The 12,254-nt window shown below is 69.7% G+C and carries 10 protein-coding genes; 3 read left to right on the forward strand and 7 right to left on the reverse strand.

From position 1 onward, the window contains the following. Window positions 1–124: 124 nt before the first annotated feature. Window positions 125–2,557: a LamG-like jellyroll fold domain-containing protein gene (locus ACZ4UU_RS06125; protein ID WP_468036892.1), complete on the reverse strand. Its 2,433-nt coding sequence runs from the start codon at window positions 2,555–2,557 to the stop codon at window positions 125–127. 396 nt (window positions 2,558–2,953) lie between these two features. Further along, window positions 2,954–3,796: an endonuclease/exonuclease/phosphatase family protein gene (locus tag ACZ4UU_RS06130; RefSeq protein WP_468036894.1), complete on the reverse strand. Its 843-nt coding sequence runs from the start codon at window positions 3,794–3,796 to the stop codon at window positions 2,954–2,956. A 112-nt stretch (window positions 3,797–3,908) separates the two neighbouring features. Here ACZ4UU_RS06130 and ACZ4UU_RS06135 point away from each other — a divergent pair, with 112 nt between their 5' ends. Beyond that, on the forward strand, window positions 3,909–4,301 hold the full coding sequence (locus ACZ4UU_RS06135; protein WP_468036896.1) for a nitroreductase/quinone reductase family protein: 393 nt from the start codon (window positions 3,909–3,911) through the stop codon (window positions 4,299–4,301). 45 nt (window positions 4,302–4,346) lie between these two features. Here ACZ4UU_RS06135 and ACZ4UU_RS06140 read toward each other — a convergent pair whose 3' ends face one another. The 4 genes from ACZ4UU_RS06140 to ACZ4UU_RS06155 all read right to left on the reverse strand — a co-directional run bounded on the left by ACZ4UU_RS06140 (window position 4,347) and on the right by ACZ4UU_RS06155 (window position 9,644). After that, window positions 4,347–5,810, reverse strand: coding sequence for an aldehyde dehydrogenase family protein (locus tag ACZ4UU_RS06140; protein ID WP_468036898.1), 1,464 nt, complete (start codon window positions 5,808–5,810; stop codon window positions 4,347–4,349). Then, a complete protein-coding gene (locus ACZ4UU_RS06145; protein WP_468036900.1) occupies window positions 5,807–7,537 on the reverse strand; it encodes an N-acyl-D-amino-acid deacylase family protein in 1,731 nt (576 codons plus the stop codon). Before ACZ4UU_RS06145 ends, ACZ4UU_RS06140 begins: the two co-directional genes overlap by 4 nt. A 120-nt stretch (window positions 7,538–7,657) precedes the next feature. Beyond that, window positions 7,658–8,776 (reverse strand): LLM class flavin-dependent oxidoreductase, encoded by a 1,119-nt coding sequence (locus tag ACZ4UU_RS06150; protein ID WP_468036902.1) that lies wholly within the window; start codon window positions 8,774–8,776, stop codon window positions 7,658–7,660. 97 nt (window positions 8,777–8,873) lie between these two features. Beyond that, the gene (locus ACZ4UU_RS06155; protein WP_468036904.1) at window positions 8,874–9,644 is read right to left on the reverse strand and encodes an SDR family NAD(P)-dependent oxidoreductase; all 771 of its coding nucleotides are present in this window, start codon (window positions 9,642–9,644) and stop codon (window positions 8,874–8,876) included. 179 nt (window positions 9,645–9,823) lie between these two features. Here ACZ4UU_RS06155 and ACZ4UU_RS06160 point away from each other — a divergent pair, with 179 nt between their 5' ends. Beyond that, window positions 9,824–10,567 (forward strand): hypothetical protein, encoded by a 744-nt coding sequence (locus ACZ4UU_RS06160; RefSeq protein ID WP_468036906.1) that lies wholly within the window; start codon window positions 9,824–9,826, stop codon window positions 10,565–10,567. A 31-nt stretch (window positions 10,568–10,598) separates the two neighbouring features. Continuing rightward, window positions 10,599–11,390: a hypothetical protein gene (locus tag ACZ4UU_RS06165; RefSeq protein WP_468036908.1), complete on the forward strand. Its 792-nt coding sequence runs from the start codon at window positions 10,599–10,601 to the stop codon at window positions 11,388–11,390. Between the two features lie 41 nt (window positions 11,391–11,431). Here ACZ4UU_RS06165 and ACZ4UU_RS06170 read toward each other — a convergent pair whose 3' ends face one another. Beyond that, window positions 11,432–12,046 carry a response regulator transcription factor gene (locus tag ACZ4UU_RS06170; RefSeq protein ID WP_468036910.1) on the reverse strand — a complete coding sequence of 205 codons (615 nt, stop codon included), beginning with the start codon at window positions 12,044–12,046 and terminating at the stop codon, window positions 11,432–11,434. Between the last annotated feature and the right edge of the window lie 208 nt (window positions 12,047–12,254).

Below are 12,254 nucleotides of genomic sequence, written 5' to 3' on the forward strand. Positions count from 1 at the left end.
CTGATCCTGCTCATCAAACGATCAGGGGAGCGGAGAGCGTGTCTCCGGCGCCTGAAGGAAACCGGGGCCCGGTACGACAGGACCTGCCGTACCGGGCCCAGGAAAGGAAACGGTTCAGCGACCGTCAGTTCATGACCTGGATGCCGTCGTTGAAGATCTCGTCGACTCCGACGGCGCGGTCCCAGACACGGACGTTGTCGATCGTCCCGGCCAGGTGCTCCTGAGAGGTGCCCTTGTGGTACAGTCGGCCGATCTGCAGGCCGCCCGACGCACGCCACGGGGTGGTGAAGTCGACCGCCGCCTGGGGCTTGCCGTTCACGAACAGCTGGATCTTCTTGGCCGACGCGTCGTACACCCCGGCCAGATGCGTCCACACCCCGGTCTGCGCCACGTCCGTACTCATCGACCGGACGATCGCCGTGTCGTCGGCGTCCTTGGAGTGCCGGTTGAACACCCACTTGTCGTAGGCCTTGGAGTAGTACAGCTGGAACCCGCTGGCCCGGTTACCCGCCTGCGACAGGAATGTGTGGTTCCTGTCCTTGTTGTCGAGCTTGACCCACGCCGACACGGAGTACGACTTGGTCGTGTCCACGGCTGGTCCGGCCGTGGCCGCGTACGCCGTCGTCCCGTTCAGCTTCAACGCGGAACCGACCTTGCCCGCGGCACCGAGCTGAGCCCCGGCCCCGGCGACCGTCGCGACCGGGCCGGCGCCCATGCCTCCGCTGACCCGCGTGGCACCCGCGCCCTCGTCCAGCGGGAACGAGGCCAACTCCTGCAGGTGCGCGGGAAGCGTGCCGCCGGAGATCGACGTCGCGTCGGCCTGCGTCAGGACCGACTGAACCGTCCGCACGTCGTCGATGAGGCCGCCGGTGTTCTCCACCCAGGCGCCCTGCCAGCGCAGCCTGCCGATCTGCAGGCCGCCAGTGGCCCGCCAGGGGGTGGTGAACTCGGTCGCCGTCTGCGCCTTGCCGTTCACGAACAGCTGAATCTTCTGCGCTGAGGCGTCGTACGTCCCCGCGAGGTGCGTCCACACTCCGGCCTGCGCCGCGCTCGTGCTCAGCGACCGGATGGTCGCCGCGTCGTCGGCGTCCTTGGAATGCCGGTTGAACACCCACTTGTCGTAGGCCTTGGAGTAGTACAGCTGGAACCCGCTGGCCCGGTTGCCCGCCTGCGACAGGAACGTGTGGTTGCTGTCCTTGTCGTCCAGCTTCACCCACGCCGACACCGAGAACGACTTCGTCGTGTCCACCACCGGACCGGCCGTGGCCGCGTACGCCGTCGTCCCGTTCAGCTTCAGCGCCGAACCGGCCTTGCCCACAGCACCCGGCTCGGCACCACCGGCCAGCGCCGCCGTGAACTCCTGCGCCGCACCCCCCAGCACACGCCGCGACCCGGCACCCTCGTCCAGACCGAAGTCGGCCTTACCGGTGAAGGTGCTGCTGTCCAGCCACGCGGCGATGTTGTCGGTGCGGGCCGCGGTGGCACCGTTGCCCTGCCCGGACTGTCCCAGGCAGCCGGTGTGGTCGGCGAGGCTCTGCACCGCCGTGATGCGACCACTCGCGTCGAGAACCGGACCGCCGGCATCGCCCTTGCAGATGCGGCCGCCGGTCAGCGTCACGCTCGTCGCGCCGGTGGCGCTCTGGGTGACGTCGCTGTGGTGAGGACCGGTGGGCACCCACGCCTTGTCGGTACGGCCGTATCCGGCGGCGACCAGCGCCGTTCCGTCGGCGGCCGCCCGTCCGGCGAGGGTGGCGGGGGCGATGTCGGTGAGCGGAGCGGCCAGTCGGGCCAGCACCACGTCACGGTCATCACGCGGCACCAGGTAGTTGATCCTCACCGGTGCCTTGCCCGCGAAGACGGCCGTGGACTCGCGCGGGGGCTCGCCCGCCTGCACGGCACCGGCCGGGTCGTCGGAGAAGCAGCTGGCCGCGGTCAGCACCCAGGTCCTGTCGACCAGCGCGCCACTGCACCCCCGGCCCTGCGCCTGGCCGGGCTTGCCCACGACGACACGGGACAGCCACGGACGGGCAGAGTCGCCGGTCACCACCGCGGGCTTGTCCGCGCCGACACTGAGCTCCAGCACCGTGGACGCGAGAGCGGGATCGAGCCCCTCCCCCACCGCCTTCCAGGTCCCGGGCTCAAGGCCGGTCTCCTCGACCTTGCTCTCGCCGGTCCTGGGATCCTCCGTGCGCACCGTCGCCGTGACGCCGTCCCGGGTGTCGGACTTCGCCAGGTAGGCCCTGTCGATCTCCAGAGCCAGGTAGCCCACCGGCCCGGAGACCGCGAAACACACGTTGCCGCTGGTACGACTGTTGATCCGCAACAGATCACCCGCCCCTGAGGCGCAGTCGGCCAGCATGATGTTCCCGTCACCGGAGGTGAGCTTCAGGCCTTTCTCGGCCAACAGCTTGTCCCGATCCGGGTAAGCGAAATCCTCGACCAGGGAGCCCGTTCTCTCACCGGGCGCCGCCTGCGAAACGCCGGCCATCGCACCGGTGTTCAGGACCGTCGCCGCGGCCAACGCCGCAAGAGTCACCGCTGTCGGCCGCCAGAGCATGCCGCGCCGCATCATAAACAGACCTCCCCCATGAATGAACATTCAACGATCTTGCGTGCCGCCGCGAAGAGGTCGGGCACGCGTCGATCGGGTGTGGCCGGACGGCGGGTCAGGCCGTCTGCCACAAAGCGCCACGCCCTTTGACAAAGTCTTGACGTGCACAACGCAAAGGGAGCCTCACCCAACGCTCCTCAATTGTCAAAGGAAATACACAACCTTCACTCAGACCTCAGTCGCCCGTCGACCAGTCAGGGCGCCTGCCGCAGACCGCCGATCACGCTCGTGAGGTCTTCCGGCACGACTTCCTCACCCCCACGCCACCCGAGATCGAGCATCAGGTCTCACACCGGGTCAGGCGCAGGGCGTGCTGTACGGGGCCCCGGTCAGGCCTGGGCGTCAGGCCGACCGGGCCTGGGCTCCCGGGGACTGCAGGTCCGCCACCACCGCCGCGTGGTCCGAGGGCCACACCCCGTCGACCGGGCCGTCCCCGGCCCGCCGTACCGCTCGTACGGTGCCGCTGCCGTCGGGGCCGGCCGGGCCGCCGACGTGGATGTAGTCGATGCGGGCGGCGGGGCCGAGGCCCGGGTGGACGTACGGGTTGGCGTGGTCCCAGGTGGCGGACGGGGCGGCCGGGTCGGCGTACTCCCACGCGTCGAAGAAGACCTGGCCGGGCACGGCGGGCGCGGTGCGGATGCCGCCGAACACGCGGATCTCGTCCGAGTCGGGCCAGGCGTTGAAGTCCCCGGTGACGACGGGCGGGAAGTCGGTGCCGGCGCGGTGGTCGGCGACGAAGGCGGCGAGGGCGGCGACCTGTCGGCAGCGTACCGCCGAGGCGTGCGGCGCGGACGTCAAGTGGGCGGTGAAGAAGGGCACTTGACCACCGGGCGCGTCCAGGCGCGCGTAGAGGGCGAGCCGGCCGTCGTCGAGGTCCTCGGGGACCGGCAGCCGCAGCACCTCCCGCTCCACGACCGGCCAGCGGCTCAGCACGGCGTTGCCGATGTCGACCCCGGGCTCCCCGATCCGTCGCTGCCAGCGCTCGGGGGCGGGCGAGGGCGCCCAGGTCCAGTGCAGGCCGAGCTCGTCGGCCAGCCACCCGGCGAGGTTCTCGCCGCCCGCGGCCCACACCTCCTGGAGGCCGACGACATCGGGCCGCAGGTCCCGCAGGACGGCGAGGACGGCCTTCTGCCGTTCGGCCCAGGGGCCGAAACGCCACCACAGGTTCCAGGTCACCACGCGCATGGGCACCGTCTCTCGCAGAGGGGACCGTTCGGGGTTCCGCAGTTCGTTCGATCCCGCGTGAGAGACATTGAAGGGCATCACCGCCGCCACGAGACAGGAGACCCGGCAAACCATGCCCCGCAGTCCCGAGACCAAGTACCGCGTCGTCACCGCGTTCCAGCGCCGCCTCAACGCCGTCATGCGCCGTCTGCCGACCCACACCCTGCTGGAGACGACGGGCCGCGTCTCCGGCCTGCCCCGCCGCACCCCGGTCGGCGGACGCCGGGTCGGCGACTCGTTCTGGCTGGTCTCCGAGTTCGGCGAGCGCTCCCAGTACGTCCGCAACATCAAGGCGGATCCACGGGTCCGAGTCCGCCTCCGCGGCCGCTGGCACACCGGCACGGCACACCTGCTCCCGGACGACGACACCAGCGCCCGCCTGCGCGCCCTGCCCCGGCTCAACAGCGCGGCGGTCCGAGTGGTCGGGGTGGGGCAGCTGACGGTGCGGGTGGATCTGGACGGGTGAGCGGGGCCGTCCGTCCTCAGTGAGCCGGATCCGGGCCCCCGCCGTTCACCCCGGCCACACGATCGCCTGGACCTCGCTGTAGGCGTGCAGCGCGTACGACCCGACGTCCCGGCCGACCCCGCTCTTCTTGAACCCTCCGAACGGTGCCTCCATGTTGCGGCCGACGGTGTTGATCCCGACCCCGCCGGCTCGCAGCCGCCGCGCGACCCGGAAGGCGCGGGCCACGTCGCCGGACCAGACGTAGTCGATCAGGCCGTAGTCGGTGTCGTTGGCGAGGGCGATGCCCTCTTCCTCGTCGTCGAAGGGGATGACGCAGACGACCGGCCCGAAGATCTCCTCCCGGGCGACGCGCATGTCGTTGGTGCAGTCGGCGAGGAGGGTGGGCGCGACGTAGAACCCCTTTTCGTACGACGGCCGTTCGCCTCCTGCCACCACCACGGCACCTTCCTTGCGGCCCGTCTCCACGTACGACTCCACCCGGTCCCGGTGCTCCGCCGAGATCACCGGCCCGACGACCGTGTCCGCCGCACGCGGATCCCCGACCGTCAACCGCCCGGCGTAGGCGGCCAGTTGCGCGACGAGCCGGTCGTACACGCCCCGCTGGGCCAGCACCCGCGTGGGGGCTGTGCAGATCTGCCCGCTGTAGAAGGAGAACGTCGTCCCGATCCCGGCCACCGCCGAGCCGACGTCCGCGTCGTCGAAGACGACCGCCGCGCCCTTCCCGCCGAGCTCCATCAGCTGGCGTCTCATGTCCCGTCCGCACACCTCGGCGATGCGCTGTCCGACCGCCGTGGACCCGGTGAAGCTCACCATGTCGACGTCCGGCGAGGAGACGGCCGCCTCGCCGACCTCGACCGCGCGGCCGGAGACGACGTTCACGACACCCGCCGGCACGCCCGCGGCCTCCAGCGCCTCCGCCATCCGGTAGACGGACAGGGGATCCTGCGGGGCCGGCTTCACGACGACCGTGTTGCCCATGGCCAGCGCGGGGGCGATCTTGCCGGCCGGGTTGGCCCACGGGTTGTTGTACGAGGTGACGCAGGTGACGACCCCGACGGGCTGGCGGACCGCCAGCGCGCCCATCACGCCTGCCTTCCCCATCGGCCCGGCCTCGTTGATCTGCGGCGGGACGGCCCACTCGGCGGGCTCCACGCGCGCGTACCGCCGGAAACGGGCGGCACCCACCCCGACCTGCATGCCCCGCGCCGTGCCGGTCGTCGCCCCGGTCTCGGCCTGGGCGAGTTCGGCGTACGCCGCCAAACGCTCGCCGATGATCCGCGCCGTACGGGCCAGCACGGCCGCCCGCTCCTCCGGCGTCGTACGCGACCACGGCCCGAAGGCCTCGCGGGCCGCGGCGCAGGCCGCGTGCACCTGATCCCGCGAGGCCTCCGGAGCCCACCCGACGGTCTCCTCGGAGGCCGGGTCGACGACGCCGTAGTGCCCGCCCTCCGGCTCCACCCACGAGCCCCCGACGAACAGCCGCTGCCGCCCCGCCCCTTCGCGGCTCACCTGGTGGCCACCGTCCTGGTGTCCCGCCCGGACCGCAGCACCCGCCCGGGCACGGCCCCGGTCACCGCGTCGTCCCGGATCGCCTCGACCCCGTTGACCCACACGGCCCGTACGCCGATCGCCTTGGAGTCCAGCCGTGGGCTGTCACCCGGCAGGTCGTGCACCAGGGTGGCCGTACCGGCGTCGATCCGCTCCGGGTCGAACAGCACCAGATCGGCATGGAAGCCCTCCGCGACCCTCCCCCGCTCCCGCAGCCCGAACAGCCGCGCCGGATCGTCGGTCAGCATCTTCACGGCCTGCTCCAGACCCACCAGCTTCCGACCGCGCAGACAGTCCCCGAGGAACCGCGTCGTGTACGGCGCCCCGCACATCCGGTCCAGATGCGCCCCGGCGTCGGACCCGCCGAGCAGGACGTCCTCGTGCTGCCAGGTCACGGCGCGCAGGGTCCAGGAGGCGGGGTCGTTGTCGGTGGGCATGGGCCACAGGACGGTGCGCAGATCGTCGGCGGCGCAGATCTCCACCAGGCACTGGAAGGGTTCCTGGCCGCGCTCGCGGGCGATGTCCTCCACGATCCGGCCGGTCAGCCCGGCGTTCGCCTCGCTGTACGTGTCGCCGATGACATAGCGCGCGAAGTTCGTCAGCCGGCGGAAGACACCGGCCTCCTTGGAAGTGGCGTGCCGGAGCAGCTCGGTCTGTACGTCGGGTTCGCGCAGCTTGGCGATCCGCTCGGGCACCGGCAGCGCGAGGACCTCCCCCCAGCCGGGGATGAGGTTCAGGGCGCAGAAGGTGCCCAGCGACATGTTCATCGGGGTGAGGATCGGCATGGTGAGGGCCACCACGCGCCCGCCGGCCTTCCGGGCCCGCTCGCCGGCCAGCAGCTGGCGCGGCACCCGCTCCGGGACGGCGGAGTCGATGGTCAGGACGTTCCAGTTCAGCGGCCGTCCCGCGGCGGCGCTCATCTCCACGAACAGGTCGATCTCGGCGTCGCTGAACTGGTCCAGACACCCCGCGACGATCGCCTCGATCTGCGTCCCCTCGTGCTCGCCGACCGCCCGCGACAGCGCCAGCAGCTCCTCCGGCCGCGCGTGCCGGGAGGCCACCGGCTTTCCGTCCCCGTCGGAGTGGCTCGACGACTGAGTGGTGGAGAACCCCCAGGCACCGGCGTCCATGGCGTCGTGCAGCAGCCTGAGCATCGCGTCGAGCTGCTCACCGCTCGGCTGCCCACCGACCGCCTCGGCCCCCATCACGTACCGCCGCAGCGCGCAATGCCCCACCATGAACCCGGCGTTGACCGCGATCCGCCCTTCGAGCGCGTCCAGATACTCACCGAACGAACTCCAACTCCAGGGCGCCCCTTCCTCCAGCGCGACCAACGACATCCCCTCGACCTTGGACATCATCCGCCGCGTGTAGTCCGCGTCCTCGGGCCGGTCCGGGTGGAGGGGCGCGAGGGTGAACCCGCAGTTCCCGGCGGCCACGGTGGTGACGCCGTGGTTGAGGGAGGGAGTCGCGTACGGATCCCAGAACAGCTGGGCGTCGTAGTGGGTGTGCGGGTCGACGAACCCGGGGGCGAGGACGAGTCCGGCGGCGTCCTCGCTGCTGCGGGCCTCTTCGGTGACGGTGCCGATGACGGCGATACGGCCGTCGCGAATGCCGACGTCGGCGGTGTACGCAGGCGCACCGGTCCCGTCGACGACGGTCGCACCCTTGATGACGTGATCAAGCATGGGGGCTCCCTTTTCACTTACGGGGACATGTCCTACCTGAAGGGGCGCGGGGCTGTGTCGATCTGCGGCTCCGCCGCGTGGGCGCGACCAGCCCCACCCGCCCGCGGCCGCCGCCGACGATCAGACGCCCCTCCGGAACCGCGTGGTCCGATGCACAGGATCCGTATCGATCTTCGGAATCACGTGCTCCCCGATCAACCGAATCGTCCGCAGCGTCTCCTCCTTCGGCACCCCCACAGGCAGCCCGAAGGACAACTGATCCGCCCCGGCCTGCTCCCACCGCTTGCACTGCGTGAGCACCTCGTCCGGATCCCCGCAGATCAGCAGCTCCTCCTCGATGAGAAGCTCGACGAACTCCGGCGTGTACTCGGGCAGCGTCTCCGGCCACACCGGGAACCCCTCAGGCCGAGGGAACGTGTCGTGGTACCGGAACACCAACGACGGCAGATAGTGCAGCCCACCTCGCACCGCGGTCTCGATCGCCTCCGCGTGCGTGGGCGCGCAGATCGCCGTGGTCGTCACCATCACGTTGTCGTTGACGAAGTCCCCGATCGGCTCCGCGTTCACGACGGCCGTCTTGTACTGCTCCAGCACCCACTCCATGTCGGCGACCTTCTGCACGCTGAACCCGAGCACCCCGAGCCCCTTCTTCGCGGCCATCGCGTACGACGGCGGCGACCCGGCGGCGTACCACATCGCCGGGTGCGACTTCCCGTACGGCTTGGGCAGCACCTTGCGGGGCGGGAGCGACCAGTGCTTGCCCTGGAAGCCGGCGTACTCGTCCTGGAGCCACATCTTGGGGAACTCGGCGATGGTCTCTTCCCAGATCTCCTTGGTGTAGTTCATATCGGTCACGCCCGGTATGAACCCGAGGATCTCGTGCGAGCCGGCACCGCGGCCCGAGCCGAACTCGAAGCGGTTCTGCGAGAGGTGGTCGAGCATGGCGACCTTCTCGGCGACCTTGACGGGGTGGTTGACCTGGGCCAGCGGATTGAAGATGCCGGACCCGAGGTGGATGCGCTCGGTGGCGTGCGCCAGGTAGCCGAGGAACACGTCGTTGGCCGACAGATGCGAGTACTCCTCCAGGAAGTGGTGTTCGGACGCCCACGCATACTTGAAGCCCGACTTGTCCGCCTGGATGACGTACTCGGTCTCCTCCATCAGCGCCTTGTGCTCGGCGAGCGGGTCGGTCTCGGCGCGCTTGCCCACGTATCCCTGTACAAAGAGCCCGAATTCCAAGGAGGTTCACCGTCCCCGGTCACGAAGATTTCTGACGTACCGTCAGTTTTGACGACTGTGGCACCACCGGCATGACGGGTCAATAGCTGACGGATGGTCAGATGACGCTGACACCCGCAAGCCAGCCGCCATCGATCACGAACGGCTGCCCCGTGATGTACGACGAGTCCTCCGAGGTCAGGAACAGCGCCAGCCGCGCCACCTCCTCCGGCCTCCCGATCCGGCCGAGCGGCACGAGCTTGCGGTAGAGCCCGTCGAGCGCCCTCGACGTCTCCTCGGCGTCCGCCTCCGGGTCCAGCAGTGACGGGTTGGACATCGCGGTGTCGATGGCGCCGGGGCACATGGCGTTGACCCGGATGCCGCGGGGCGCCAGTTCCAGGGCGGCGACCCGGGTGAGACCGAGGATGGCGTGCTTGGTGGCGGAGTACGTCCCTACGGCCGCCATGCCGGTCACCGCGGTGTACGAGGCCGTGTTGACGATCGTGCCGCCGTCGGCCATCTCCGGTGCGACGGTCTTGACACCGAGGAAGCAGCCGACCTGGTTGACCCGTACGACCTGCATGAACTCGTCGAGCGGGGTGTCGACGAGGGAGTTGAAGCGCAGGATGCCGGCGTTGTTGACCAGCCCGTCGACGTGGCCGTACGCCCCGCGCGCGGCGGCGACGGCGGCCTGCCAGTCGGCCTCCAGGCCCACGTCGAGGTGGACGTACAGCGCGCCTATCTCCTCGGCGAGGGCCTCGCCCTGGTCGTCGAGCACATCGGCGACGACGACGCCCGCGCCCTCCGCGGCGAACAGCCGTGCCTCCTGCTCGCCCTGCCCGCGCGCCGCCCCGGTGACGATGACAACCCGTCCGTCGAGCTTGCCCATTACGGCCCCCTTCGATGGGTGGACACGGTGACCTGCGTCGTGGACTTGGCATCGTAGCGCCATACCTGACGTTGCGTCAGATACAAGTACCGGCGGTTGCTGAGGCGAATCTCACGAACCCACAGGTAGGGATGTTTGACCCTGTCGCGCGTGCGTCACGGGAATCCAGAATCCTCGCCATGTCCAGACGCAGACTGAAGAACAGGAAGATCAGGTTCGTGGCCGTCGGATCGGCCGTCGTGACCGGCGGGGCCCTGGCCGCCGTACTCCTGCCGTCGGCGAACGCCGCCGAGGAGAAGACGCCGGACCAGATCATGGATATGTGCAAGCGGGCCGAGGTGCTCAACGGGAAAGAGCAGGACATTTTCGATTTCGGCGGGCACCCGATCGCCGGGCCGTCCTTCGGGTCCGACAACTGCGATTTCGTGGAGACCAAGTTCGAGACATTCGACGGGCCGACCGAGAAGTCCTCCATCGACTTCCCGAACTGCGAACCGAACGCCACCGAGCCGGCGAAGGTGTCGATCACCTGGTCGGCGACGGCCGCTCAGGGCCAGGGCAAGTACACCGTCACCCAGCAGGGCGGCGGCGGAGGGCTCTTCGGCGCCCTGAGCGGATCCTGGCTCAAGCACAAGGGCACCCTCGACATGACCATCAAGTCGGCGACGGCCGGGGACACGGAAGAGCGGGAGGTGCCGGTCGGCAAGGTCCTGCACATGGAGTTCACGCCGAAGATGCAGCGTATGACCGGCGAATGGCGGGTGCGGGTCGACGCCGACCCGGGCGGCTTCGCGCGCAACCCCTCCCCCGAGCAGAACTTCGTGGCGCCGGAGGTCGTCGAGGGCCCCGTCATCCTGCCGGGCGCGGCCGGTGCCCCCGGCGTCGCGGACGGCACCTCCAAGGCCGTACTGACCGACTGCTGATCACAAGCCACCCCCCACACCAGGAGAACCCATGACTCGCGCCGCCCGCTCCAGAGCCCACCGGAGCAAGAAGAAGCGCGTCACCCTAGCCCTGTCACCGCTGGTGGCCCTCGCGGTGGCCGTACCGCTGATGAACTCGGCGGGTGCCGCCACCGCCTCCGAGGTGACCGCCGACTGCGCGGCGGACTCGGACAAGCTGGAGAACTGCGAGTTCGTCGACGTCCAGTTCAAGCGGGACAACCTCGGGCCCAACCAGCGTGTCTCCGCGGTCACCGACAACTGCGGTTCGACCGGCACGGCCTCGAAGTCCTTCAACGTGAGTGCCTCGGTGACCCGCATCGTCCAGCTGGAGGACGGATTCACCGCCGCCGCCGACACCAAGCTCGGCAACTCCTTCTTCGAGATCGGCGTGAAGTTCAACACCTCGGAGATCAACATCACGCGTGACGACAAGACGACGACTCTGGCGTTCAGCCGGACGGACACCGTGCAGCCCGACAGCCTCGGGTTCTTCATGTGGTCCGCCAAGCGCACCGACGTGAGCGGATTCCTGCGGGCCACTTACCAGGAAGCGCAGGACGGACAGAAGGTCTTCTTCTCGCCGAGCGAGGGCTCCACGGGCGTCCACGTCTTCTATCCGCAGATCCTTAAGAACGGAACTCCCGACGGCCGGCTCTGGCTGCGCAATGTGAAATGCGGGACTCCCGAAGCATCCGGCATCCAGAACTCGACGCGCGCCCTGAGGGCGGAACCAGGATTCGGTCAGGGCGGCGATAACGTCACCGACGTCGAAATCCCGCTGACGGAGGTGCCGGCGCCGTAATCCACGGTTGCCTGTTCGGTTGCCGGGCCGGTTTCCGGTTCTCAGGTGCGAAGCACGGGTGTGGCTCCCAGCCAGCGCAGGACCGCGTCCGTGCTTCCGCGTGCGTCGAGCTTGGCGTAGATGTTGCTGAGGTTGTTGCGGACGGTCTTCTCGCTCAGCCGTAATCGCAGCCCGATCTCCTGCGCGCCCAGACCGGTCGACAGCAGCTCCATGATCTGCCGTTCGCGCGGCGAGAGCAGTTCCCGCAGCCGCTCCAGCGCCGCCCCGCCGGTGGGCAGCCGGCGGGCCCCCTCCCGCAGGGCCGCGCAGGCCGCCGGCGAGAGGTAGGTGTGCCCGACGGTGGCGCCCACGACGGCGGAGGAGAGCATGCAGGTGCAGTAGTCGCCCTCGACCAGATAGCCCGCCCCGCCCCGGAACACCTCGACGATGGCCTCGGTGTCCCGGCAGGGGCTGATCACGATCGCGGGGATGTCGGTGGCGGGCAGTTCCCGTACGGCCGCGGCGGGGTCGTCGTGGTAGAGGATCACGACGTCCGCCGCCACGCCCAGGGGCACCACCCGTCCGACGTAGGGATCGTCCGGGGCAGGCCAGTCGGGGTGCGGCCAGACGTCCTCGGAACAGGCGAGGGCGACGGTGAGTTTCTGGGAAGTGCGCACGTCATTGTGTCCTTCCGCCGAAGCGTACGGGCGTACGTCTACGTCAGTACGTCCGTACATACGTCGGCCGGCGTGGACATGTTCAAGCTTTCAAGAAGATCAGGCCGGACTTCACTCTCACCCGGGGCACCGCACCGGAGGAGGTACTCGCAGCACTTCTTGCGGAGTCCTGATCTCCACCACGCCGGGTCGCTAACCTGGTCCGGTC

The sequence above is a fragment of the Streptomyces sp. NPDC028907 genome (assembly GCF_055564995.1).

Excerpts from the sequence above, each read along its gene's own strand:
- ACZ4UU_RS06125 (WP_468036892.1), bottom strand. The coding sequence starts at position 2,557 with ATGCTCTGGCGGCCGACAGCGGTGACTCTTGCGGCGTTGGCCGCGGCG.
- ACZ4UU_RS06155 (WP_468036904.1), bottom strand. The coding sequence starts at position 9,644 with ATGGGCAAGCTCGACGGACGGGTTGTCATCGTCACCGGGGCGGCGCGC.
- ACZ4UU_RS06160 (WP_468036906.1), top strand. The coding sequence starts at position 9,824 with ATGTCCAGACGCAGACTGAAGAACAGGAAGATCAGGTTCGTGGCCGTC.
- ACZ4UU_RS06145 (WP_468036900.1), bottom strand. The coding sequence starts at position 7,537 with ATGCTTGATCACGTCATCAAGGGTGCGACCGTCGTCGACGGGACCGGT.
- ACZ4UU_RS06165 (WP_468036908.1), top strand. The coding sequence starts at position 10,599 with ATGACTCGCGCCGCCCGCTCCAGAGCCCACCGGAGCAAGAAGAAGCGC.
- ACZ4UU_RS06130 (WP_468036894.1), bottom strand. The coding sequence starts at position 3,796 with ATGCGCGTGGTGACCTGGAACCTGTGGTGGCGTTTCGGCCCCTGGGCC.
- ACZ4UU_RS06135 (WP_468036896.1), top strand. The coding sequence starts at position 3,909 with ATGCCCCGCAGTCCCGAGACCAAGTACCGCGTCGTCACCGCGTTCCAG.